Raw genomic sequence first — 23,476 nt, 5'->3', positions numbered from 1 at the left:
AGGTCAAATATACAGCGCTATTCCTTCGTTAATTTCTCTAGGATAGCGTCGCCTTTTGTTCCAACCATTACATACGCGAAGCGGGCATTTTGCTCCGTTTCCAGCCCAGTGCCTTCGGGTACAAAATAAGATTCTATGCCGTACTGGATGTTTCTCCAGCCGCTAGTGGAACCGTTAATAATGATTTCCTTGTTAGCTAAAGGCTCACCTTTTTTATATAAACGATCCAAGTTGTATACGCCGCCGGCTCCTTGTTGAAGCACGACCTTAATTCGGCTGTTGCTTGGACGTCTTTCCAGTTCCTGAGCGATGTGATCTGGCGGTGCCGAAATATTGTATTGGAGCGCTACATAATCGCCTTGCAAAATGGACCGTGGATCAAGCGGCACGATGGCCAGCTTAATCGGAGTGCCGCTCGAGAGCAATATTTCGCTTACTGCGGCATGGTAACCGACATAACCGAGCTGCAGCACTACAACGATTGCAATGAGAGCGGGGCTTCTGCGCAGCAATCGGCTGAATGAGTCTGCTTGTTCAGACACTGCTGCACGTGTTCTATAGGCGTAAATATATGTCGCTGCTATGATAATCACGCCAAGCAGAGCGAGTGTAATCGACTTGTGCAATAACGTCCAGAACAAGTCGTAATATTTGAACGCAAGGAAGATGAACCAGAATACGAAGCTTATGGCTGCTTCAAGGGCTTGGCTGCGCCTAACAAATAGAAAGGCTGCGATCGTAACTACAATGAAATTCAATATATTAAATAGCTCATATGAGTAAGGGAAAATGTTATCCATAAAGGTTAGCCAAAATAGAAGCAGCAAAGTAAAGAACCAACCGCATTCTCTAACATGAATCTTGAAGGCGCCTTCTCTGAGCAGATGGTGACTTGCGTAAATGACTGCGTTGAGCGACGTTACGATGAACACGATGAAGGAAGCCGCATTATGAACAGATCCAAATAACTGAAACAGAAGAATAGCGATATTGATATTCAGTAAGGTGTAGATAAAGAAATGCGGTACCCTTCCTTGCCATTTGAACCATCCGACAAGCAGTACCGCTATGAAAAAAATAGACAAGGCTGAAGTATCAATCCAAGCGGTAGAGATAAGTCCAGCTATATATCCAATCGTAAGCACGGTGTAGCGTACAGCCGTATTTAAGCGCGTCAGCAGCAGTGTTGGAATAATAAATAGCAGTGACACTACAAATAAAATGTTTTCAGGCGGGATTTCACCAGCGGCTAATAGTACTAAGCCTACTAAGGAGATACTGCCAATCAAAACACCGATTACGGTAACGATTGTGAATGCGATTTTGCCAACAAGAGTGCTCTTATGTTCTTCTGACGGATGGGAAGCTTGGTCAGCTCGGTCATTAGAGCTTGACTGATGCTTGCCGAGCTTGTTTAAGTAACGGAAGAAAAAGACGTTGGCTGTGAGTAATAAAGCGACAAAGAGGAGTCCGAATATAAAAAATAAGGTGGAATAATGCTCGGACATCAGCTCGAAATATTTAAATACAGCGAAAGCGGAAGCAGCCAGCGCGTTAAGGGTAAGCATCATTTTGTCCAGACGCACTTGGGCGAAATAATAGAATCCGAACGCGATTGCCGCAGCGCTTGCGACGTTCATCCATGCGCCATAATGTTCGTATAGATCGGAACTTGTCAAGACGAGCAAAGAAATATGAAAGGCAATAAAGCTAATATATTTTAGCGGCGCTGATGTGAGACGTTTGGCTTCTATTAATGCGAATAGAATAAGATTGATAAGCGCAAATAACCAGCCAATCAGCAAAATTTCTTGGTCGCTATGGACGATAGAATACGCGCTTGGGAAAAAGTATTGCCACAGGGTTAGATGAACGAGTATATAGGCAAGGATATAAAAAGGATTAAAGCGGGTAATGAACGCAAGCAGCAGAGCAGGAATGGACCAAACGAGAAACAGCTCATAGGTGTCCGCATGTGAATTATATATTTGATTTAGAAGGGCAACCGCCACGCCAAACGCGACACAGCCGCCGACTAGAAAAGTAACAGACAAAAAATAGTGATGCCCAAGCATTATTTTCATTTTGGAAAAAACGAAAGCTGCGCCATAGAATAACACCATGATGCCGGCAGACGCGAGAATTTTATCGGCGCGGACCAGGCCGCCCCAGTTCGCCGCGAAGAAATAGATGATGGAAGCAAGCAGAAGTGAAACGCCCATTAGAAATCCAACACGTGCAACATTTAATCGAAGCATAGCACTCACAAGCCTTTCTAGTTGATCTGGCTTTTATTATAATGACCCAATCTAAAGTGAACTAGTACTCACTTTTTGTAGTACTGCCTAGCTTAGAGCGAAGCAAGCTCTTATACGATATAACCCGATTTAGCGGTTGATCTAACAAATAAATTTTGAAAGCTGGGCTGTACAAAGGTTTATGAATCAAATGGGTCGTTATTATGCTATTCTTAAGGTTACGAAAGATTTAACTACTAAAGTGCGGAAGAGGTCTATAGATGAGTGAAATAAAGTTTGCGGATTATGCGTTAAGTCAAGAAATCGTTCGAGCGTTGGAGAGCTTGTCCTACGAAACGCCAACGGAGGTGCAGCGCGAGGTTATTCCGGTTGCGCTTGAGCAAAAGGATTTGGTCGTTAAATCACAAACGGGCAGCGGCAAGACGGCAGCCTACGGGATACCATTATGCGAGCTGGTTGATTGGAACGAAAACAAGCCTCAGGTGCTTGTGCTGACACCAACGAGGGAGCTGGCACTGCAAGTCAACGAGGACATTACAAATATCGGCCGTTTCAAGCGGATCAAATCGATGGCTGTCTACGGTAAAGCGCCTTTCCATATCCAAAGAGCGGAGCTTAAGCAAAGAACGCATATGGTCGTAGGGACGCCTGGACGCGTACATGATCATATTGAGCGTGGAACACTCCCCATCGAACGAATCAAATATCTAGTCATCGACGAAGCAGACGAAATGCTGAACATGGGCTTTATCGAGCAGGTACAAGCTATTATACAGCAGCTGCCTACGGATCGAGTGACGATGCTGTTCTCTGCAACGTTCCCTGAGGATGTAGCTAAGCTAGCGCATAGATATATGAACACTCCTGTACAAGTAGAGATCAAGGCAGAGGGGCTTACGACTGCTACGATTGAGCACTCGGTTATTGAGGTGAAGGAAGCAGATAAGTTTAAGCTGCTCCAAGACGTGATGATCGTCGAAAATCCGGACAGCTGTATTATTTTTTGCCGGACACAGGAGAATGTAGATCAAGTGTTCAGACAAATGGCGGAGCTCGAATATCCGTGCGACCGCATCCATGGCGGCATGGAGCAGGATGAGCGTTTTGAAGTAATGAATGCGTTCCGCAGAGGGCAATTCCGATATTTGGTTGCAACAGATGTAGCAGCGCGAGGCATTGATATTACGAATATTACGCATGTCATCAACTTCGATATTCCGCTGGAGAAGGAAAGTTATGTTCATCGTACGGGCAGAACGGGACGGGCTGGCAAAACGGGTAAAGCGATCACCTTCGCAGCATCTAAGGATGCAAGGCGCTTAGCTGAAATAGAAGGCTACATCGGATTTAGCATTAACAAAGCGAAGGCGCCATCAGAAGAAGCGGTTGACCTTCGCAGAGAAGATTTTGAACAGAAGCTCAATATCGGTCCCGTTCTCAAAAAAGACAAGCGCGAGCAGCTGAACAAACAGATTATGAAGCTTAACTTTAACGGCGGCAAGAAAAAGAAGCTTAGAGCGGTCGATTTTGTTGGAACCATTGCCAAAATAGAAGGCGTGTCCGCGGAAGATATCGGTATTATTACGATTTTGGATAATGTTACCGATGTTGAAATTTTGAATGGCAAAGGCTCGCTAGTGCTGGAGGTTATGCGAAATACGACAGTGAAGGGCAAGCAGCTGAAGGTTCGCAGAGGGAATAAGTCTTAACTAACAGAGCGGATTCACACTAGGGAAATAAAGCGGAATCCTCCATGAAACAAGATAGGGGGATCATCGTGGAAAGCTTCATCTATCAGAATGTATTGCTGGTCGTGGCAGCTATCGTGCTGATTGCCTTGCTGTCCATCGTATATGCAAGCTGGCGGAACGGCATATCGCCTATGCCTTCCTCAGCGCCGGTGCGACGCGTTGTAGTTGATGAGATCAGACGGCTGCAAAGCCGCGGCGTTATGGTGGAAGCGGGCTCTGGCTGGGGTACGCTTGCGCTTCAAGTGGGGAGAGCCAGCAGAAACTTACGAATCATCGGGATCGAAAATTCAGTTATCCCCATGTGGATATCTTTTATGGCTGCGAAACTCGAAAATCGGACGAATGTATCGTTCAAAAAGGGCGACTTGTACACATATTCGTACCGGGATGTGGATATGGTTGTGTGTTACTTGTATCCAGGGGCGATGCGGCGTTTAAGCCCGATTTTTCACGAGCAATTAAAGCCGGATGCACATGTCATAAGCGTATGTTTTGCGCTGCCGGACTGGGAGCCTGAGCGTACCCTTATTTGTCGTGATATGTATCGGACGAAGGTATATGTATACAAGGTAAAGTAAACATCATAGAAGGAGGAGCAAATGATGGAGATGGAATTGAAGGAGCAATTTGGCGGCATCGATATTTATTTATTTGATCAGCTGCTGAAGGGATCACTGACAAAGGATATGCGTATTCTTGATGCAGGCTGCGGCTCAGGGAGAAACCTGACGTATTTGCTTCGCAGCGGCTATGACGTTTATGCAATCGATCGATCAGAAACGGCTATTCAAGAGTTGCAGCGGTTAGCGGACTTGATAGCTCCTAAATGGGCGAAAGAGCAGGCACGCGTGGAGGCGGTAGAGCAGATGAGCTTCGCCGATGCCAGCTTTGACTTTATTATTAGCAGCGCAGTTCTGCATTTTGCCGATAATGAGGAGCATTTTGATCAAATGGTTGACGAGCTGTGGCGCGTGCTTAAGCCAGGCGGGAAGCTGTTCGCTAGGTTGGCCTCCTCCATTGGTATGGAGTCCCGTATGCAGCCGCTTGGTGAAGGACAATATCTGCTTCCTGACGGAAGCAGACGTTTTCTGGTTACGGAGGAAAAACTGCTTAGAATGACGGCAAAGCTGAGCGGGCATTTATTCGAGCCGCTCAAAACCGTTATCGTAGCAGACAAACGCTGCATGACTACTTGGTGTGTGAAAAAGTCAGGCTAATACGCTTGATTACAAATGAAGCCACCAAATACCAGCGCATTCGGGAAGGTGGACGAGCTTGTCCCGCGCTACCCTATCTGCTAATTCATCACTAAAGAAGAATCGTGTTAACTGCTCCGCTTGTTCCACGCTGTCAAAGGCATAATCCGTTCGTATCCATTTGTGCGAGAATCCATAATCCTGCTCGAGTGCAGCGTAATATTTTTTCAAAAAGTCAGGCGGGTTTGGTGCTTCATAGCCAGTGCCCATCGTTTCAAAAATAATAATGGTTCCGTTACCGCGGAGCACACGTTTCATTTCGCTCATAACCTGCCGTATGTTCTGCTCCCAGTTCGGTAGATTATCGCTGCCTAAGTAACAAATACTCCAGCCGGAAACGATGAGATCCGCGCTTTGGCTCGCAAGAGGCAGCTCGCGATGATCAGCAACCTGCGTTCTCCAATTCGTACAGCCAGCAGAACGTAATCGTTCTGCCGCTACGTGCAGCATAGGTTCATACGCATCAAGCGCAACAATCGTTTTGGCCTGATCGGCTAGTACGGCAGTCAGTCTGCCGGAGCCGGCACCAAGATCTACAATATCCAATCCTCTAATTGGTCTTATCTCTTCGATCCAATGCTGCACGCTCGGCTGCTTCGCGATTAATTCATGATACCGCGCCGCTTCCTCCTTATAAATCACATCATGGTCTGGCATTGCAATTCCTCCTCAGTAGGGTTCAAAATGATTCCTCCCTAGCTTAAAGGTATACGTAACGGAAAGGTCAATAGCCATGTTGTAAACGATTCACCACGTGGGATCAAGCTACTATTCGGCAGTCTCAAATGTATATTCACTTAGGTTATGGATAACGTCATCATCTATGGCAATATCCAACTGCTTCAACGCGAGTAAAATAGAGCCAACTACCGGCGGGAATTTAGGCTGAACAACGGTGTAGCGCTTGTTGTTTCCTTGCCGAAGCTGCTCGCCCAGCTCGCGAATAAAATAAGGGCTGTTTGCAACGCTGCCTGTGAAGGTAACAGCAACTTCTTCACTATAGAAGGAGGCAGCAATCATTTCGATGCCTACCTTTATTTGATCGATGGCACGGTTGCACACGCGGATAGCGAGAGGGCTTCCACGCTCGGCAGCTTCAGTAACCGCAGGAGCGAACTTCCCAAACTGCTTGTCTCGCGCACGGCGATCATCCGCAAATCCTTTTTTGGCTATATCAGCAAGCTGCTGGGCCGTTGAAACATTCCAATGAACAAGCATGGTTTCGCGAAGCTCACGGTCCGTATCATCACAATTGCCAGCCAGCATCTCATATACAGCATCATAGGCAACAAATCTCGCTGCGCTAGCTGCGTAATGGTGAAAATCATAGTTGCGAATCATTTGTCCATCGTCCGTCATGCCTACGATAATCGAGCCTGTTCCAGCGATAACGACGATGCCTTGTTCACCCATTAATGCGCCTCTATGAGCCGAGACCGCATCGTTCACATGCCACATCGGGCAGGTAAGCCCCGGAAGCTTTGTTAATGTCTGAATCCATTCGAGGTCAGATGGCGAATCGAAGCCTGCAATACCGGCAACCAGCGCGAGCGCATGATAGGGAGTGCGGCCAGCTTGCTGCAGTGCTTGAGTAATAGCTTCTTGTACATTTTCAGCTGCCCTCTCGTCTTTGTAAATAGAGGCGGAGCCTCGTTCCAAATATGAAAGCACATGTCCTCTATGACTGCACACCATGACGCGGGTATGAGTTCCGCCGCCGTCTATTCCAATTACAACCTGCTCTTCTTGCAAATGCATAGGCAGCTCTCCTATTCGTAGTGGCTTGTGAGGCGTCGAACGAACGCTTGGTCAAACTATCGCATTATTTTACCTCAATTTACCATATAGAGGAAGTGGTGGATTACAAAAAGTGAGAATGGCTTGCTTAAATACGCAGCGATAGCCTCGTTGTTTATATTGCGTTTAAACAGGCAAGGTAAAGTAGGAACTGTAGTGGAGAGAATAGAGAGATACAGGAGTGATACTGATGAAAAATAAAAATAGCAACGTCAAGCGATTCATAGGGCTGATTATGGAGACGAATCCCCCGAAGATGATGCTGTCTATTGCGGTTATTTTGAGCGTCATTACGACGCTTGTTAGCTTGACCATACCCCTATTCACAAAAAATATGGTTAATGGCTTCTCGCTGGGGTCATTGAGCACGGGGCAGATTGTCTGGATGGCGGCTGCTTTTATCGCGCAGGTTGTGTCTGGAGGCGTGTCTGTTTACCTGTTGCATTACAGCGGCAATAAGATCGTCTCGTCTATCCGAGAGCGGTTATGGAGCAAGCTGCTGCGCTTGCCAGTCCCGTATTACGACAACAAATCCTCCGGCGATACGATTAGTCGGCTGACTAATGATACGGCGCTGCTGAAGGGTCTTATTACGGAGCATGTAACTGGTTTTTTCACAGGCATTTTGTCCATTATCGGTGCATTGTCAATTCTTTTCTATATGAACTGGCAGATGACGCTTATCATGTTAACCGTCTTTCCTTTGGCCGCACTCATTATGGTGCCAATTGGGCGGAAAATGTACAGCATATCCAAATCCACGCAGGCGGAGAATGCAAGGTTTACATCCGTTGTAAATCGTGTGGTGTCGGAGATTCGGCTGGTCAAAGCATCCGGCTCCGAGCCTGCTGAATATGAGCAAGGACGCGTCGGCATTCAGAATTTGTTTGGTTTTGGTTTAAAGGAAGCACGCATGCAGGCGCTTATTTCGCCAATCGTCACTTTTATCATCTTATTGCTGCTGGTATGCTTAATCGGCTTTGGCGGTGTTCAAGTATCATCAGGTAAGATGACTGCGGGTGAGTTAGTCGCCTTTATTATGTACCTGTTCCAAATCATGCTGCCGATTACGCAGATCTCACAATTTTTTACGCAATTTCAGAAGGCAATGGGCGCGACGGACAGCATTATTGGTATATTAGAATCCGATGAAGAAGATCAAGATAATGGCAAGGAAGTAACTCAGATGGACCAGACCTTGCAGGTGGAAAATGTATCGTTTGCCTATAAGCCCGATGAGCCAATCCTGCGGGATGTGAGCCTGACGATTGAAGCGGGCAAAGTAACGGCACTGGTCGGCCCGAGCGGCAGCGGCAAAACGACGCTATTCTCGCTGCTGGAGAGGTTCTACGACCCGACATCCGGGGCGATTAGGCTTGGTGGAACGGACATCCGAGAAGCGTCTCTGCGTTCATGGCGCAGCCAGATTGGCTACGTTTCGCAGGAGAGCCCGATTATCGCAGGCACGATTAAAGATAATTTATGCTACGGTCTGACGCATGAGGTGACGCAGCAGGAAATCGAGCAGGCTGCACGAATGGCTTATGCAGACGGTTTTATTGAAGCATTGCCTGAGAGCTATGAAACCGAAGTTGGCGAGCGCGGCATTAAGCTGTCGGGTGGTCAGCGTCAGCGGATTGCCATTGCAAGAGCGCTGCTGCGTGATCCGCAAATCCTTATGCTCGACGAAGCGACGTCTAATCTCGACAGCAAGTCAGAAGAAGTGGTGCAGGACGCGCTCAAAAATCTCATGATCGGACGGACGACTGTCGTTATCGCCCATCGCTTGTCGACGGTTGTTGATGCGGATTCGATCGTCTTCCTAGAGAAAGGCGTCATTACCGGGGTAGGAACGCATGATCAATTATATGCTAGCCATACCATGTATCGAGAATTCGCTAATGGACAGCTTCGAGTGAATAAAACGGCTTCTTAAGAAAGCAGAGAAGAGGGTGGAGAAATGGGCTATGTGCTGATTGTAGACGATGATCCGCATATTCGTGAGCTGGTTCGGGTTATTTTGGAGAAAGAGGCTTTAAGCGTGCAGGAGGCTCCGGATGGGCAATCGGCGCTTGCTCAAATGGAAGCCTCTCCGGCAGATATGGTCATATTGGATATTATGATGCCGAATATGGACGGCTGGGAGCTGTGCCGTGAGCTGCGGGAGCAGTACGATATTCCGCTGCTCATGCTGACGGCCAAGGGAGAAATGGGCGATAAGGTGCGAGGGTTTCACCTCGGAACGGACGATTATTTAGTAAAGCCGTTTGATCCCGCGGAGCTGACTGTCAGAGTTAAAGCGCTATTGAAGCGATACCGAATCGCGGTGTCGCAGCAGGTTTCCGTAGCGGAGATTATGCTCGATCGGCAGACTTATGAAGTGAAGATTCATTCGGATTATACGACGCTTCCTCCGAAGGAATTTGAGCTGCTGTTCAAGCTCGTTAGCCATCTAGGACGTACATTGACACGCAACCAACTGATCGAAGCGATTTGGGGCTATGATTTTGACGGCAACGAACGAACGCTGGATGTACACATCAACCGGCTGCGTGAGCGTTTTGTCGCTTGGGAGGTATCGATTAAGATCAGTACGATCCGTGGACTCGGTTATCGGCTGGAGGTACTCCAATGAATCGTAAAATGTCAAAATGGGAAGTTTCACTGCGTGTTGTAGGAGCTACATCGATGGTATTCCTACTGAGCGGAAGTGCCTTCTCCCTGGCCTATTGGTTGACGAAGTGGTTTTACACGAGACATGAGGTCCGCTTTCCTGAATATATAGTGCAGCTGGTGAACTGGGGACTGGGCATTTTATTTATTATTGTGCTTTTCGCTATCGTTAATTTGGTGATACGACCGAAGCAGAGGGAAGTTTGGGTTGAAATGATCGATGCGCTAAAACGAATGGCAAAGGGAGATTTCAATGTGGCCTTGGATCGCGACAAGAAATTTCATGGTCAATTCGGGGACGTTATTCAGTCCATCAATGATATGGCGCATGATCTGAAGCAGGTAGAGCTGCTTCGTCAGGAGTTTATTTCTAACGTATCGCATGAAATTCAATCACCTCTGACCTCGATACGCGGATTTGCGAGCACGCTGCAGCGCGAGGACCTCAGCCCTGAGGAGCAGCGTCATTACTTATCGATTATTGAGCAGGAAACGACGCGGTTGTCCAAAATTAGTGACAATCTGCTTAAGCTGACAACGCTCGAATCCGAGCAGCAGCAGCTGGATACGAAGCGATACAGGCTCGATGCACAGCTTGAGAACATTGTGCTCGCTAGCGAGCCTCAGTGGCTGGACAAAGCACTTGAACTTGAACTGGAGCTGGAGGAAGTAGAAATTTCGGCGAGCGAAGAGATGCTTAGTCAGGTTTGGGTAAACCTCTTTCATAATGCGATTAAATTTACACCTGCCAAAGGGAGCATTAAGATTGTACTGGAGCGCCTAGGCGATGAGGTCAAAGTAAAGATTACAGACACGGGTATTGGCATTTCTTCGGAGGATCAGCTCCGCATCTTTGAACGTTTCTATAAGGGTGACAAGCAACGGACGAGAACGGCTGATGGCAGCGGATTAGGCTTGTCGATCGTCCATAAAATCGTTGAGCTCCACCACGGCAATATTCGTGTAGACAGCAGGTTGAATGAGGGTTCTTCTTTTGAGGTGACGCTGCCGCTTACTTAGCAGCCAGCTATTCATAGAAAGTGCCTTGAAATGACAACGAGTTCTGTTCTTCCATATATTACACTCGACTGTTTTGTTTCAAAATAGCCATATGAGGTTAATCATAGCTATATCGAATGACAGAGAGGGGCAAAAAAATATGGGTCTATTATGGACATTAATCGTTGGCGGAGTAATTGGTTGGTTAGGTGGTTTGCTTGTTGGGCGCGACGTACCGGGAGGAATTATCGGCAACATCGTAGCTGGCTTCATCGGAGCTTGGTTAGGTACGCTAATTCTTGGCTCGTGGGGACCGACGATGGGCGGATTTGCTCTCATCCCGGCTATCATTGGAGCTGTTGTAGTTGTGCTGCTGCTAAGTGCAATCTTGCGGGGAACACGACGCGCGTAGTCTAATCTTTACGTAAACTTGATAAAACCGTTGTTGAAGTAGTAACGTATACTTCAATAGCGGTTTTTCTGCGTGTAGATATTGATACGGCAAGGGGAGAGGTTAAAAGGCATGCTCATATTCGTTAGTATTATTGCGGTAGTCATAGTTGTTGTGTATTTGGTCCTCCAGTATTACCCTGCTTTTGGGGCAGCACAATCGAAGGAGCGGCGGCAGCAGTTAAGCCGTTCGAACCAATATGGCCGTAAAAAATTTATAAATGCGATTCCTACAGCCATGGATACGACAACAAGCGAGAAGCTGAAGCTGCTCGTTCAATTTATGAAAGGCAATAAGATGGCTAGGCCAAGCAAAGCGTTAGTCGTTGAGTCGATGAGTGATGGATATGGTGCCGGGCAGCATCAGCCTAAGCTTACATGGTTTGGCCATTCTGCAGCTTTGCTTGCAATCGACGGGAAAACACTGCTGCTTGATCCGATGTTCGGCAAAGCGCCGTCCCCGTTCCCGTTTATAGGCGGTAAAAGATTCAGCGATAAGCTGCCGTTTGAGATGGAGCAGCTTCCGATGATCGATGCAGTACTCATTTCACATGATCATTACGATCATTTGGACTATGGCTCGATCGTAAAGCTTAAGGATAAGGTGAGACGCTTTATTGTGCCGCTTGGCGTTGCGCCTCATTTGGTAAGATGGGGAGTAGATCCATCCCTTATAGAGGAGCATGATTGGTGGGATGAGTTTTCTTATGAGGGGATTCAACTGGCTTGTACGCCAGCAAGACATTTCTCGGGTAGAAGTCTAACGGATCGCGATGCAACGCTTTGGTGCTCTTGGGTAATACATGGCCGAGAGGCACGCATCTTCTTCAGCGGAGATAGCGGCTATGGTCCTCACTTTAAAGAAATTGGCGACAAATACGGACCCTTCGATCTCACATTAATGGAATGTGGACAGTATGATGAGCGCTGGGCAGCTATCCATATGATGCCGGAAGAAACGGTACAGGCGCACTTGGACGTTCGCGGAAAGATTATGATTCCGATACACTGGGGTGCATTCACACTTGCCATGCATGATTGGACCGACCCTGTGGAGCGAGCGGTAAAGGCAGCTAAGGAGATGAAAACACGTATTTCGACTCCGAAAATCGGAGAGACTGTAATGCTTCAAGCGGCTGAGTATCCGTCCTCGGCGTGGTGGCGGTAGCATATATAGCTGAAATGCTTATAAGACATAGCAGGGGCTGTCTTCAAAGGTCTAAACATACCTTTAGAGACAGCCCCTGCTGTTATTATTTGATGCCTGAGATCGCGTAGTTCTCAATAATATGCTTCTGGAAGAAGATAAAGATGATAATGATAGGCACAACCATAAACGTTGATCCAGCCATCTGGAGCGCATAGTTGCCGCCGTATTGCCCTTTGAGCAATGACAGACCAACGGAGAGAGTGTAGAGCTTCTCATCGTTCGCGATAATAAGCGGCCAAAGGAAGCTGTTCCATCCGCCAATAAAGGCTAATATGCCCTGTACCGCAAGTATCGGCTTCGAAATAGGAAGCACGATTTGCATGAACGTCCGGAATTCACTTGCACCGTCAAGACGGGTTGCTTCCAGCAGCTCATCTGGAATGGTAGCCATGAACTGACGGAACAGGAATATACCGAAGGCGCCGACAAGTCCGGGCAATACGATACCGATCATCGTATTCGTCAGATGCATTTCATTTAGGATCAGATAGACCGGAATCATCGTCACCTGACCAGGAATCATCATCGTAGCAAGTACGATATAGAACAAGTTATTACTGCCTTTGAATTTGTACTTCGCGAAGCCGAAACCAGCCATCGCATTCAGGAATAAGCCAATAAAGGAGAAGAACACGATAATGAGCGTATTTTTCAAATAAACGCCAAAGTTCATATTCTCAAATAAGTTCTTGAAATTTTCCGTCGTGAAGCGTTCAGGCAGTAAGGTAGGCGGGATATTTTGAATCTCGCTCTCTGGTTTGAAGGAAGAAAGGATCATCCATACGAAAGGAAGGATGACCAATACCCCGCCGACCGCGAGGCATATGCCTAGTATCCACTTGAGCGCTTTTTCGCCTTTTGAGGCGCTTGACGCTTTTGCTTGCGAACTCATCCATTACACCTCCGTTTGGATTATAGATCCGTTTCTTTATTTTGAAATCTGAATTGTACGAGCGTAATAATAATGATTGCGATGAACAGGACAAATGATCCTGCTGCCGCGTATCCGAAGTTGCTAAGCTGGAAGCCGTTCCGATAAATAAACAGGGCCACAGATGTTGTGCTGTCCAGTGGACCACCGTCGGTCATAATGAATGGCTCTTCGAAAAATTGCAGCCAACCAATCATGGTAGTGATCGATACAAAGAAGATCGCGAAGCGCAGCATTGGAATCGTGATGTAAGTCAGTTGTTTCCATGTGCTGGCACCGTCGAGCTGAGCCGCCTCGTAATAAGACTTCGGAATACCTTGAAGCGCGGCGATGAAGATGATCATATTGAGGCCGATCCCTCTCCATACCGCCATCAGAATAAGCGATATTTTAGCCATGACTGGATCTTGAAGCCATGGAACCGTAGGCAGATTAATCGAATCAAGAATATAGTTGAGCAGACCGAAAGCCGGATTGTAAAGGAAACCCCATACAACAGCAACGGCAACAACGTTTGTAACTGATGGCATATAATAGACGACGCGGAAAGCTTTAAATGCACGGTTTGCGCCGAAATTAATCATGATCGCAATAGCAAGTGAACATAAGATAACCAGTGGAACACCGATGATTACATAGAACAACGTATTAAGTATGGCTTTTACGAAAATAGGATCAGCCAGCACGTCTACATAGTTTTTGAATCCGACGAATGAAATATTGGACCAGTCAGCAAGGCCTGCCAAGTCCATGTCCGTAAAGCTTATTATTAAGGCTACAAGGATCGGCAATAACGAAAATAAGGTAAGCAAAATAAGCGTTGGAGCAATAAAGAAATACGGTGCCTTACTCTGAGAGATGCCTTTCATAAACGACCCTTCCTTTGCTATGAGCGCCTGGCTTTATCCATTTCTAATGGAACCGGCAGCGGCTCTGTTCCAGAACCGCTGCCGGCGATGGCGATCATTATTTATTCAAAATTTGTTCAGCTTTGGCGTTGAAGCTGTCAAGTTCCTTCTTAATTTCAGACTTGCCGCGGTAAATTCTCTCGAATGTCGATAGCACGTTTTGAGCAATTTCTTCCCATGGCTTAATAAGCGGCATAGGCTCCGAGCTGTTCAACTGCTCACCGATAACTTTTACATTAGGATCTTTAGTCAAAGCTTCGTTTTCCCATGCTTTTTTCGTGGAAGGAAGCGAGTTTGTAAGCTCCAGCCATTTCAGCTGTGTCTCAGGCTTGCTCATGTAAGCAAGGAATTTCAAGGCTTCTTCTTTGTGCGTTGTATGTTGGAAAATAGACAAGTTAGAGCCGCCTAGAGAAGAAAGGTTGTTCTCTTTCTTAGGAAGTACAGCTGTTGCCCATTTGCCTGCAAGCTCAGGTGCTTGGTCATTGATTAGTTTAATCATCCAAGGTCCGCTGATGAACATTGGCGAGATACCTTCACCCTTAAATGCAGGGATAATATCCATACCTAGATCAATCGGTGCAGAGCCGTCTTTGAAGAAGCTGTCCAAATATTCAACGGCTTCCACGAATTCTGGTTGGTTGAATTGTGGTTTGTTGTTCTCGATAAGCTTCGAGCCGTTTTGACGAGCGAACATAAATAGTAGCGATTGTTCTTTAACATCAAGGCTGATGCCGTATTTGTTTTTGCCGCGAGCTTTAAGCTTTGTTGCAGCATCTTTAAGCTCATCCCATGTTTGTGGAGCTTTATCGTAGCCTACTTCTTTCAGTAGATCTGTACGGTAATAAAGCACGCGAGTGTCGATGTACCAAGGCACGCCTACAGTTGCATCTTCGTATTTAGTCGTTGATACCGATCCTGGGTAGAAGTTTGCTTCAGCAAGTTCGGGATATTCAGTTACGTAAGGAGTGATATCCATAAGCGCTTTAGCGGATGCGAACTCAGGAATCCAAGTTGTTCCCATTTGAAGCACGTCTGGACCTTTTTTGGAAGCGACAGCCGTCAACAGCTTGTCATGTGCCGTATCCCAAGGAAGTGCTTGTACATTGACCTTAATGTTAGGGTTCTCAACCATGAATTGCTCTGCAATCTTCGGCAAGGATTTGGCTTCTTCACCCATGCCCCATACGTTGATTGTTACTTTATCGTTTGCTGCTCCTTCATTGCTGTTGTTGCTTCCGCAAGCAGTGAGGGCGCCGATAAGCAGCATAGAGCTAGCTAGTGCAGTTGCCACTGATTTCTTAAACATTAATTATTCCTCCTGTGTGAATGATTGTTATCAGTACTATGCTGTGAATCCGTGCAAGTTATGCACGCAGGCGGCTGTTGTTTGCCGTATATATAAGCCTAAGCTGGGTGTTGATAAGCAGGTAAATGTTGCTTTCCCTGCCGCAGCAAAAACGTTCGCCACAAGTATATAGAAATACTAATTGATGTGGTGAAACGTTTCTATAAACAAAATATATTACCGTTTACAACTTTAGAACCAGACCTGCTTATTGATTCGAAACGTTTCGACATCATTATAGATCAAAGTTTTGACGGGTTCAAGCGTTTTTTTAATTCAGGAAAATAGTCTCATATTAGTAATATAAACGTTTCTATTAAAGATGAAACAGCAATTGACGGCTCTTTTTGAATTGTTTATAATCCAAATTAGGAGTTAATAGAAACGTTTCGATTGTTATAATTATTGGCCATAAGACATAAGCGTGGTAAAGACAGAAGGACCTGTAAACATTAACGATAAGAACGATAAATTTGATTGGCTATTACGAGGAGGAACACGGATATGGAAAAGCAACCTGCGGCTCTTCTAAAGCTCATGACGCTTGAGGAGAAGATCGGGCAGCTGCTGCAGCTGGCGACGCCATTCTTTGAAGGCGCGGATGGACAAATTACCGGACCGATGGCTGAAATGGGCGTAACGGAAGAAACGGTTCGGGGTACAGGCTCCGTGCTTGGCTTAACAGGAGCGAGGGAAGTCATTAACATACAGAAGCAGCATTTGGCGAACAACCGCTTAGGCATTCCGCTTCTAGTGATGGCGGATATCGTCCATGGCTACAAAACGATCTTTCCTGTACCGCTGGCAATCGGCTGCTCATGGGATATGGAGCTGGCGGAACAAAGTGCCGAGATCGCTGCTAAGGAAGCTGCTGCGGCAGGTGTGCACGTTACGTTCGCTCCGATGGTCGATCTCGTAAGGGACCCAAGATGGGGCCGAGTCATGGAATCGACAGGCGAGGATCCATATTTGAACAGTGAATTCGCCAGAGCCTTCGTAAGAGGCTTCCAAGGAAAAGACCTTGCAAATGATATTAACCGCGTGGCAGCATGCGTGAAACACTTTGCCGCATATGGAGCTGCAGAAGGTGGACGCGACTATAACACGGTTGATCTGTCTGAGCGTCAGCTTCGCGAGTTTTATTTGCCTGCATATAAAGCGGCGCTGGATGAAGGCTGCGAAATGGTCATGACGGCATTCAATACAGTGGATGGCATTCCAGCTTCAGGAAACAAGTGGCTGATGCGTGATCTTCTTCGCGGCGAATGGGCGTTTGACGGTGTGCTGATCTCCGATTGGGGCGCAGTAAAAGAGCTGATCCCGCACGGTGTTGCAGCGGATGAGTCAGAAGCGGCAATGAAGGCGATCAAAGCCGGCGTCGATATTGAAATGATGACGACCTGTTACACGGATCATTTGCAGCGGCTTGTTGAGGAGAATGAAATCGATGTTGCTTTGATTGACGAAGCTGTACTTCGTATTCTGAAGCTGAAGCAGAAGCTGGGATTGTTCGATCAACCGTATCGTGGTGCGAATGAAGAGCGTGAGTTGGAAATTGTAGGCTCAGCAGCACATCGCAAGGCTGCGCGTGAGCTGGCTCTTAAATCCTGTGTCCTCGTAAAAAATGATGGTGTTCTTCCGCTTGGTCGTGAGCAGAAAATTGCCTTGATTGGTCCTTTCGCGGCAAGTGGCGATATTCTTGGACCTTGGTCTTGGCTTGGCTCCAAGGAAGAGGCGGTACAAGTGGCAGCAGGCATCGCAAGCAAAGTAGATGCATCATTGTTGTCTGTGACAGAAGGCTGCGGTATTGAGGACGCAACGGCTGAGCAGTGGCAAGCGGCATATGCTGCAGCTAAAGATGCAGATATCGTGGTGCTTGCTTTAGGTGAGCATTCGGATATGAGCGGAGAAGCGGCTAGCCGGTCGAATATTAGATTGCCGCAGGTACAGCTTGAGCTAATCGCTAAGCTGAAACAGCTAGGCAAGCCGATGGTGACTGTCCTATTCAACGGACGACCGCTTGATCTGCACGGTGTAATTGATCAATCGGATGCCGTATTAGAGGCGTGGTTCCCAGGTACGGAAGGCGGCGCTGCCATTGCGGAATTATTGTTCGGCGAGTCGGAACCGACTGGAAGACTGTCGATGTCGTTCCCTCATTCCGTAGGCCAAGTGCCGGTTTATTATAACCGATTTAATACGGGAAGGCCGCAGGGCGCACCTGATGCGCAGGTGAAATACGTATCTCAATACTTGGATGTTCCGAATGAACCGCTGCTGCCGTTTGGTTATGGGCTAGGTTATACAACCTTTACCTACAGTGGAGCGAAGATGGCCATGGATACGATGAGTGCTTCTAAGCCATTGCATGTAAATATCACAGTAACGAACACTGGGGCGCGCGCTGGTGAGGAAACCGTACAGCTGTATGTACGCGATATGGCGGGGGATGTTGTACGTCCACTGCAAGAGCTAAAGGCATTCCGCAAGGTGATGCTGCAGCCAGGAGAGAGCAAAGAGGTCTCGTTTACGCTGGAGGAAAAACAGCTGCGTTATTATCATGCTGATATGACCTTCACAAGCGACCCTGGTGACTTTGAACTGTACATTGGGCCAAACAGCCGCGATGTAGAAACGCTTAAATTCAAACTAAGCAAATAGAAAGGCAGTGAAAAGAAGATGGAAGCTATAGTGAATGCGTTGAAAGCGATGAATAAATTGCAAATAAAAGCAGGAGAGCTGACGTTTGATTTTTTAAGCAGCGGAGACCTTGCGCAAGCTGTCCATAAAGGAACGATGCTGAATCAAGTGGTGTCGAACAATGTAGATGGCTCGCTTAACAATCTTTACTTGCGCATGCATACCGAAGCAGGGATTTCTTATGAGCCTTTGCTTGGGATTCATTCATCAAGCCGTATGTCAGCAGTGGAAGGACGTCTGCTATGGGAGGGGACTGCATTTGATGGCATCGACTATCGCGTAGTCTTCACATTAACGAACCATGGCATCTGGTTCTGGGATGTAACCGCACAATCGCAAGGAAAAGAAGCGAAGATCGACATCATTTATGGACAAGACATTGGACTCGCGGATATTGGCGCAGTGCGGTCTAACGAAGCTTACATGTCGCAGTACGTTGACCATAAAGCTTTTAAAGATGAGAAGCGGGGTTATGTTCTTTGCTTCCGCCAGAATCAGCCGATGCAAGGATCATTTCCTTACATGCAGCACGGTTCACTAACTGGAGCAGCCAGCTACTCAACGGACGGATTCCAATTCTTTGGCCTTAGCTACAAAGAAACGGACGTGCCGGAAGCGCTTGGCAAGGCTGAACTAGCAAATGAGGTTTACCAATATGAATTCACTTATGCGGCGCTTCAAGCTGAGCCTGTCTTGTTGAAGGATAAAGCTCGCTTTGTATTTTACGGCATGTTCAAGGCTGATCATCCATCAGCTGTGAGTGAAATAGAATTCAGCGCAGAAGTTCAGAAGGCGTGGGAAGAAGTTGAGCGTTCGAATGAGACCGACTTCGCTGCGGCGGCAACACCTGTAGCTAAGTCTGAGGCTGCAAATGCGATTGGAACGCCAGTACGCACGGCATCAATGACGATGGAGGAAGTTAACGCTTATTTCCCTAACCGTCATCAGGAGGAATGGCAAGACGGCAAGCTGCTGTCTTTCTTTACAGAGAGCCATGAGCATGTTGTGCTTAAGGAGAAGGAGCTGCTAGTTGAGCGTCCGCATGGCCATATTCTTATGTCTGGCGGCAATGACCGCATGACAGAGGATGTTATGACGACTACTTCCTATATGTACGGTATTTTCAACTCACAATTGCTAGTAGGCAATACGAGCTTCCACAAGCTGTTTACGAATGCGCGCAATGCGCTCAATAATTTAAAGACATCTGGACAACGTATTTATGTCGAGTTGGAAGGTTCATACCGCCTTCTTACTATGCCTTCGATGTTTGAGATCGGCTTTAACTATGCTCGTTGGTTCTACAAAACAGAAGATGACACAATCATCATTACAAATTATACAACGGTTGATTCACCTGAGGTCCGCCTTCACCTTCGTTCGGTAAATGGACAGGCTTACCGCTATTTAGTTACGAATCAAGTATCCATGAATAACAATGAATACGAGCTGCCGTTCCATATGGAGCTGGAGGACGGCGTATTTACTTTCAAGGCTGACCAAGCATCCATCAGCGCTCCGATTTTCCCTAATCTGCAATATCGGATGTTCGTGAGCGGGGCAGACATGACTGCAGGAGATGAAAGCTTGCTTGTTAGCGGTACGGTATCAGGCGCTGCATCGCTTGTGGTGATGCAGCTTGGCCAAAGCGCGGAATGGACAATTACGATGCAAGGTCTCTTGCGTGGCGAGGCATTGCCGCAGTCAGAGCGGAAGGCAGAGCTTGAAATCGAGCGCTACCGTGAGTTTTTCCGTCATGTGATGAATGGTTTCCGCTTATCCGCTGAGGATACTGAAGCAGCTTCAGCTGAGCTGGATAAAGTGAATGCATTGGCATGGTGGTACACGCACAATATGCTCGTTCACTACTCTGTGCCTCATGGCTTGGAGCAATACGGCGGTGCAGCATGGGGAACGCGCGACGTTTGCCAAGGACCGACTGAGTACTTCATGGCAATGAACAAATACGAGCAGGTTGCTGAAATCTTGAAGACCGTTTATTCCCATCAATACGAGGATGACGGAAATTGGCCGCAATGGTTCATGTTCGACAAGTATTTCCACATTCAGCAAGAAGAAAGCCATGGCGATATTATTGTTTGGCCGCTGAAGGTGCTTGGCGACTACTTGGCAGCAACAAAGGACTATAGCATTTTGCAGGAGCGTGTTCCTTATACGGTCCGTCATAAAGGCGAATTCACGACAGAATCTGCGACGCTGCTTGACCACGCGATGAAGGAAATTGCTTATATGAAGAGCCATTTCCTGCACGACACGCATTTATCTTCATATGGCGACGGAGATTGGGATGATACGCTGCAGCCGGCTAATGCACAGCTTAAGCAATATATGGTCAGCAGTTGGACAGTGGCGCTTACGTATCAGGTAATCGCACAGTTTGGCCGCGTGCTGGAGGAAGTTGATGCGATGCAGGCAGCCGAGCTTAAGGAGCTGGCATCAGCTATTCAAGCGGACTTTAACCAGTATATGTTGCAACAGGATGTCATTCCTGGCTTTGTATACATGGAGGAGCCGGGCGATGCGAAGCTGATGCTTCACCCGACTGACACAACTACAGGCATTCAATACCGCTTGCTTCCAATGACACGCAGTATGATTAGCGAATTGCTTACGGAAGAGCAAGCTGCTGAGCATTACCGTCTTATTAAAGAGCAGCTGTATTGCCCGGATGGCGTAAGGCTGATGAACCGTCCTGCACAATATGCAGGCGGTGTAAGCACTAACTTTAAGCGGGCAGAGCAGGCATCTAATTTCGGCCGGGAAGTCGGCTTGCAATATGTTCATGCTCATATTCGTTATGTAGAAGCTATGGCGAAGCTGGGCAAGACGGATGAAGTATGGCAAGGTCTACTCATGATTAATCCGGTTGGATTGCGTGATGTTGTTCCTAATGCAGAGCTGCGTCAAAGCAACTCTTACTTCAGCAGCTCCGACGGCAAGTTCAACAACCGTTATGAGGCGCAGGAGCGTTTCGGTGAGCTTCGTGAAGGAACTGTGCCTGTTAAGGGCGGCTGGAGAATTTATTCGAGCGGTCCCGGAATCTATATGAACCAATTGATTTCGAATGCCCTCGGTATTCGTCAGTCGGAAGGTAATCTGGTTATCGATCCGATTTTGCCAGCTAAGCTGGATGGCATGCAATTCGATTTCATGTGGAACGGCTTGCCGATTACTTTTGTTTATCGCCTTAGCGATGCAGGACAGGTAACGAAGGTCATCATTAACGGTAAGGAAGCGGAAGGCAAGCCTTCAGCTAACCGTTATCGTGTAGGTGGAGTACAAATTTCCGAAGAACAATTGAAAGCTAACCTTCATTCGGAATCGAATCGAATCGAAATATTTATGTAAGAAGCAGACTGGCGGTCTCCAAGAACCGCCAGTCTTTGTGATATAGTGAAGGAACAATGAAAGATAGGAGCGAATGCTGTGGTTAGTATTAAGGATATCGCTAAACAAGCGGGGGTCTCGATCTCGACGGTATCTTACGCGCTTAACGGCAGCCCCAAGGTGACGGATGAGACGACAGCAAGAATATTGGCTGTTGCCAAGGAATTAAACTACATCCCGAACGCTGCTGCAAGGTCGCTCAAGACGAGAGAAACAAAAATTATCGGTGTCTTTCTTACCGACTTCAGCGGCGCATTCTACGGCGATCTCTTGCAAGGAACAAAGGAGATTTTATCGGAAAAGGGCTATGATCTGATCGTGTGCAGCGGTAAGCAATCTCATCGGATGCTGCCTGAGCGAATGATCGATGGAGCGATTATACTGGACGAGACGTTTGGCAGCACTGAGCTGCTGAGCTACGCGGAGCGCGGACATAAGCTTGTCGTGCTGGATCGTGAACTGCAGCATTCGAACATCAATCAAGTGCTGCTCGATAACAAAGCAGGGGCGAGACTGGCAGCCGAATATTTGATCGAGCAAGGCCATCGGACACTTTATGCAGTGACTGGCCCTAGCGGCTCTTATGATTCAAGGCAGCGGCTGCAAGCTGTTACGCAAGCGGTGGAACGATCCGCTGGCGTTAAGCTGACTGTAATTGAAGGAGATTTCAATAAATCGGCTGGGGAGCAGGCTGCAGCGACAATTATAGCTGAGAACAGCAGCACGGCTGCGGCAGTGTTTTGTTTCAACGATGAGATGGCTATTGGTATGTTCAATTATTTGGCGGCGCATCATCCTGATATTCGGATCGGTGAACATATTCATATCGTTGGTTTTGATAATATGGAGCTGGCTTCTTACACTCAGCCGCGCTTGTCTACGATTGACTATTCCAAGCGTAAATGGGGGGCTCTTGCTGCCGAACAGCTGATCAAGCTGATCAGTGGCGACGAAGTGGAGCATGAACGGATTTATGTTTCTCTTATTAAAGGGAATTCGGTCAGGTCGGCCAAAGAAAGCTAAATGGAAGCCATTGACGGCGGAACGGTTTGAGGTGAAATCTCAAGCCGTTCTATTTTTTGAGAAGCATGCCTGTTATCGCCTAATCAAAAAGATTTGGCATAAGCGTTGACAACTGTTTCAAAATGTATTATCTTTAAATCAAGATAAATTAATTAAAGATAAAACGGCGCAGAGAGGAGTGATCATCATGGCAAATGAAAAACAAAATGATTCATTAGATCTCTTCATTGCGCTGTCTAGAGCGAGCCAATGGGTGAATGCCCATGCGGATCGTGATATTCGTAAAAACGGCTTGAACCGCACGGAGTTTGGAGTGCTTGAATTGCTCTATCACCGCGGACCGCAGCCATTGCAGCAAATCGGTGAGAAAGTGCTTATGAGCAGCGGCAACATTACTTATGTCGTTGATAAGCTGGAGAAGAAGCAAATGGTACGCCGGAGAGCTTCGACTACGGATAGGCGCCTCATTTATGCAGAACTAACCGATGAAGGCAAACAATTCGTAGAGGATGTATTTCCTGCTCACGAAGACGCTATCAAGCAAGCGGTAAATGGGCTGACAACAGAAGAGAAGCAATTGGCGAGCAAGCTGCTTAAGAAGCTAGGAAAGTTTGCTCAGGAGCACTACAAGTAGCGGGTTTAACTAGCTGTAAAGGTGTAATCATGCGCGTGGGCGTTTGTTGCATATCAATGATGGCTGTTATAAGGTAGCAGCGATCATTTATGCACACCATATATCTTAAAATAGAGATTCTTTAAATAGTGGT

General features: G+C 47.2%; 18 protein-coding genes. 12 read left to right on the top strand and 6 right to left on the bottom strand.

What is annotated here, in order from left to right:
• Positions 1-17 precede the first annotated feature (17 nt).
• Positions 18-2,258, bottom strand: coding sequence for a GDYXXLXY domain-containing protein (locus tag AC0VYE_RS33220; protein WP_475445084.1), 2,241 nt, complete (start codon positions 2,256-2,258; stop codon positions 18-20).
• A gap of 260 nt (positions 2,259-2,518) precedes the next feature.
• Between AC0VYE_RS33220 and AC0VYE_RS33215 the strand changes: the two genes are divergently transcribed.
• From AC0VYE_RS33215 to AC0VYE_RS33205, 3 genes are read left to right on the top strand one after another with little or no spacing between them, the layout of a single operon-like run.
• On the top strand, positions 2,519-3,967 hold the full coding sequence (locus AC0VYE_RS33215; protein WP_076266428.1) for a DEAD/DEAH box helicase: 1,449 nt from the start codon (positions 2,519-2,521) through the stop codon (positions 3,965-3,967).
• A gap of 44 nt (positions 3,968-4,011) precedes the next feature.
• A complete protein-coding gene (locus tag AC0VYE_RS33210) occupies positions 4,012-4,587 on the top strand; it encodes a class I SAM-dependent methyltransferase (RefSeq protein WP_475445082.1) in 576 nt (191 codons plus the stop codon).
• 21 nt (positions 4,588-4,608) lie between these two features.
• Positions 4,609-5,226, top strand: a complete 618-nt coding sequence (locus AC0VYE_RS33205) for a class I SAM-dependent methyltransferase (RefSeq protein WP_475445080.1) — start codon at positions 4,609-4,611, stop codon at positions 5,224-5,226.
• 9 nt (positions 5,227-5,235) lie between these two features.
• Here AC0VYE_RS33205 and AC0VYE_RS33200 read toward each other — a convergent pair whose 3' ends face one another.
• Positions 5,236-5,922 (bottom strand): class I SAM-dependent methyltransferase, encoded by a 687-nt coding sequence (locus AC0VYE_RS33200; protein WP_475445079.1) that lies wholly within the window; start codon positions 5,920-5,922, stop codon positions 5,236-5,238.
• A 111-nt stretch (positions 5,923-6,033) separates the two neighbouring features.
• Positions 6,034-7,023 (bottom strand): N-acetylglucosamine kinase, encoded by a 990-nt coding sequence (locus AC0VYE_RS33195; RefSeq protein WP_475445077.1) that lies wholly within the window; start codon positions 7,021-7,023, stop codon positions 6,034-6,036.
• A 229-nt stretch (positions 7,024-7,252) separates the two neighbouring features.
• Between AC0VYE_RS33195 and AC0VYE_RS33190 the strand changes: the two genes are divergently transcribed.
• The 5 genes from AC0VYE_RS33190 to AC0VYE_RS33170 all read left to right on the top strand — a co-directional run bounded on the left by AC0VYE_RS33190 (position 7,253) and on the right by AC0VYE_RS33170 (position 12,352).
• Positions 7,253-8,998 carry an ABC transporter ATP-binding protein gene (locus AC0VYE_RS33190; protein WP_475445075.1) on the top strand — a complete coding sequence of 582 codons (1,746 nt, stop codon included), beginning with the start codon at positions 7,253-7,255 and terminating at the stop codon, positions 8,996-8,998.
• 24 nt (positions 8,999-9,022) lie between these two features.
• Positions 9,023-9,697 (top strand): response regulator transcription factor, encoded by a 675-nt coding sequence (locus AC0VYE_RS33185; protein WP_339205592.1) that lies wholly within the window; start codon positions 9,023-9,025, stop codon positions 9,695-9,697.
• A complete protein-coding gene (locus tag AC0VYE_RS33180; RefSeq protein WP_441958476.1) occupies positions 9,694-10,755 on the top strand; it encodes a sensor histidine kinase in 1,062 nt (353 codons plus the stop codon). The genes AC0VYE_RS33185 and AC0VYE_RS33180 overlap by 4 nt, the downstream gene beginning before the upstream one ends.
• Before the next feature lie 139 nt (positions 10,756-10,894).
• Complete coding sequence (locus AC0VYE_RS33175) at positions 10,895-11,146, top strand: GlsB/YeaQ/YmgE family stress response membrane protein (RefSeq protein ID WP_076266420.1); 252 nt, start codon at positions 10,895-10,897, stop codon at positions 11,144-11,146.
• 276 nt (positions 11,147-11,422) lie between these two features.
• Complete coding sequence (locus AC0VYE_RS33170) at positions 11,423-12,352, top strand: MBL fold metallo-hydrolase (protein WP_475449811.1); 930 nt, start codon at positions 11,423-11,425, stop codon at positions 12,350-12,352.
• 85 nt (positions 12,353-12,437) lie between these two features.
• Here the strand turns inward: AC0VYE_RS33170 and AC0VYE_RS33165 are convergent, their stop codons facing one another.
• From AC0VYE_RS33165 to AC0VYE_RS33155, 3 genes are all read right to left on the bottom strand, one after another.
• Complete coding sequence (locus tag AC0VYE_RS33165; protein ID WP_076266419.1) at positions 12,438-13,286, bottom strand: carbohydrate ABC transporter permease; 849 nt, start codon at positions 13,284-13,286, stop codon at positions 12,438-12,440.
• Between the two features lie 20 nt (positions 13,287-13,306).
• Positions 13,307-14,194 (bottom strand): carbohydrate ABC transporter permease, encoded by an 888-nt coding sequence (locus AC0VYE_RS33160; protein WP_076266418.1) that lies wholly within the window; start codon positions 14,192-14,194, stop codon positions 13,307-13,309.
• A 97-nt stretch (positions 14,195-14,291) separates the two neighbouring features.
• Positions 14,292-15,539 carry a sugar ABC transporter substrate-binding protein gene (locus AC0VYE_RS33155; RefSeq protein ID WP_076266417.1) on the bottom strand — a complete coding sequence of 416 codons (1,248 nt, stop codon included), beginning with the start codon at positions 15,537-15,539 and terminating at the stop codon, positions 14,292-14,294.
• Positions 15,540-16,082: 543 nt separating this feature from the next.
• On the opposite strand from AC0VYE_RS33155, the gene AC0VYE_RS33150 reads away from it, so the two are divergent.
• The 4 genes from AC0VYE_RS33150 (at position 16,083) to AC0VYE_RS33135 (ending at position 23,343) form a co-directional block, all read left to right on the top strand.
• On the top strand, positions 16,083-18,239 hold the full coding sequence (locus AC0VYE_RS33150; protein ID WP_475445071.1) for a glycoside hydrolase family 3 N-terminal domain-containing protein: 2,157 nt from the start codon (positions 16,083-16,085) through the stop codon (positions 18,237-18,239).
• Positions 18,240-18,257: 18 nt separating this feature from the next.
• Positions 18,258-21,647 carry a GH36-type glycosyl hydrolase domain-containing protein gene (locus AC0VYE_RS33145; protein WP_475445069.1) on the top strand — a complete coding sequence of 1,130 codons (3,390 nt, stop codon included), beginning with the start codon at positions 18,258-18,260 and terminating at the stop codon, positions 21,645-21,647.
• A gap of 78 nt (positions 21,648-21,725) precedes the next feature.
• Positions 21,726-22,709 carry a LacI family DNA-binding transcriptional regulator gene (locus tag AC0VYE_RS33140; RefSeq protein ID WP_475445067.1) on the top strand — a complete coding sequence of 328 codons (984 nt, stop codon included), beginning with the start codon at positions 21,726-21,728 and terminating at the stop codon, positions 22,707-22,709.
• Between the two features lie 187 nt (positions 22,710-22,896).
• A complete protein-coding gene (locus tag AC0VYE_RS33135; protein ID WP_441958467.1) occupies positions 22,897-23,343 on the top strand; it encodes a MarR family winged helix-turn-helix transcriptional regulator in 447 nt (148 codons plus the stop codon).
• The last annotated feature ends 133 nt before the right edge of the window (positions 23,344-23,476 follow it).

The organism is Pristimantibacillus sp. Z349TD_6, from assembly GCF_056173205.1.
This window is presented reverse-complemented; position numbering and strand designations above follow the sequence as displayed.

Coding starts and splice junctions, on each gene's coding strand:
- AC0VYE_RS33220 (WP_475445084.1), bottom strand. CDS start 2,258: ATGCTTCGATTAAATGTTGCACGTGTTGGATTTCTAATGGGCGTTTCA.
- AC0VYE_RS33215 (WP_076266428.1), top strand. CDS start 2,519: ATGAGTGAAATAAAGTTTGCGGATTATGCGTTAAGTCAAGAAATCGTT.
- AC0VYE_RS33210 (WP_475445082.1), top strand. CDS start 4,012: ATGAAACAAGATAGGGGGATCATCGTGGAAAGCTTCATCTATCAGAAT.
- AC0VYE_RS33205 (WP_475445080.1), top strand. CDS start 4,609: ATGATGGAGATGGAATTGAAGGAGCAATTTGGCGGCATCGATATTTAT.
- AC0VYE_RS33200 (WP_475445079.1), bottom strand. CDS start 5,922: ATGCCAGACCATGATGTGATTTATAAGGAGGAAGCGGCGCGGTATCAT.
- AC0VYE_RS33195 (WP_475445077.1), bottom strand. CDS start 7,023: ATGCATTTGCAAGAAGAGCAGGTTGTAATTGGAATAGACGGCGGCGGA.
- AC0VYE_RS33190 (WP_475445075.1), top strand. CDS start 7,253: ATGAAAAATAAAAATAGCAACGTCAAGCGATTCATAGGGCTGATTATG.
- AC0VYE_RS33185 (WP_339205592.1), top strand. CDS start 9,023: ATGGGCTATGTGCTGATTGTAGACGATGATCCGCATATTCGTGAGCTG.
- AC0VYE_RS33180 (WP_441958476.1), top strand. CDS start 9,694: ATGAATCGTAAAATGTCAAAATGGGAAGTTTCACTGCGTGTTGTAGGA.
- AC0VYE_RS33175 (WP_076266420.1), top strand. CDS start 10,895: ATGGGTCTATTATGGACATTAATCGTTGGCGGAGTAATTGGTTGGTTA.
- AC0VYE_RS33170 (WP_475449811.1), top strand. CDS start 11,423: ATGGATACGACAACAAGCGAGAAGCTGAAGCTGCTCGTTCAATTTATG.
- AC0VYE_RS33165 (WP_076266419.1), bottom strand. CDS start 13,286: ATGAGTTCGCAAGCAAAAGCGTCAAGCGCCTCAAAAGGCGAAAAAGCG.
- AC0VYE_RS33160 (WP_076266418.1), bottom strand. CDS start 14,194: ATGAAAGGCATCTCTCAGAGTAAGGCACCGTATTTCTTTATTGCTCCA.
- AC0VYE_RS33155 (WP_076266417.1), bottom strand. CDS start 15,539: ATGTTTAAGAAATCAGTGGCAACTGCACTAGCTAGCTCTATGCTGCTT.
- AC0VYE_RS33150 (WP_475445071.1), top strand. CDS start 16,083: ATGGAAAAGCAACCTGCGGCTCTTCTAAAGCTCATGACGCTTGAGGAG.
- AC0VYE_RS33145 (WP_475445069.1), top strand. CDS start 18,258: ATGGAAGCTATAGTGAATGCGTTGAAAGCGATGAATAAATTGCAAATA.
- AC0VYE_RS33135 (WP_441958467.1), top strand. CDS start 22,897: ATGGCAAATGAAAAACAAAATGATTCATTAGATCTCTTCATTGCGCTG.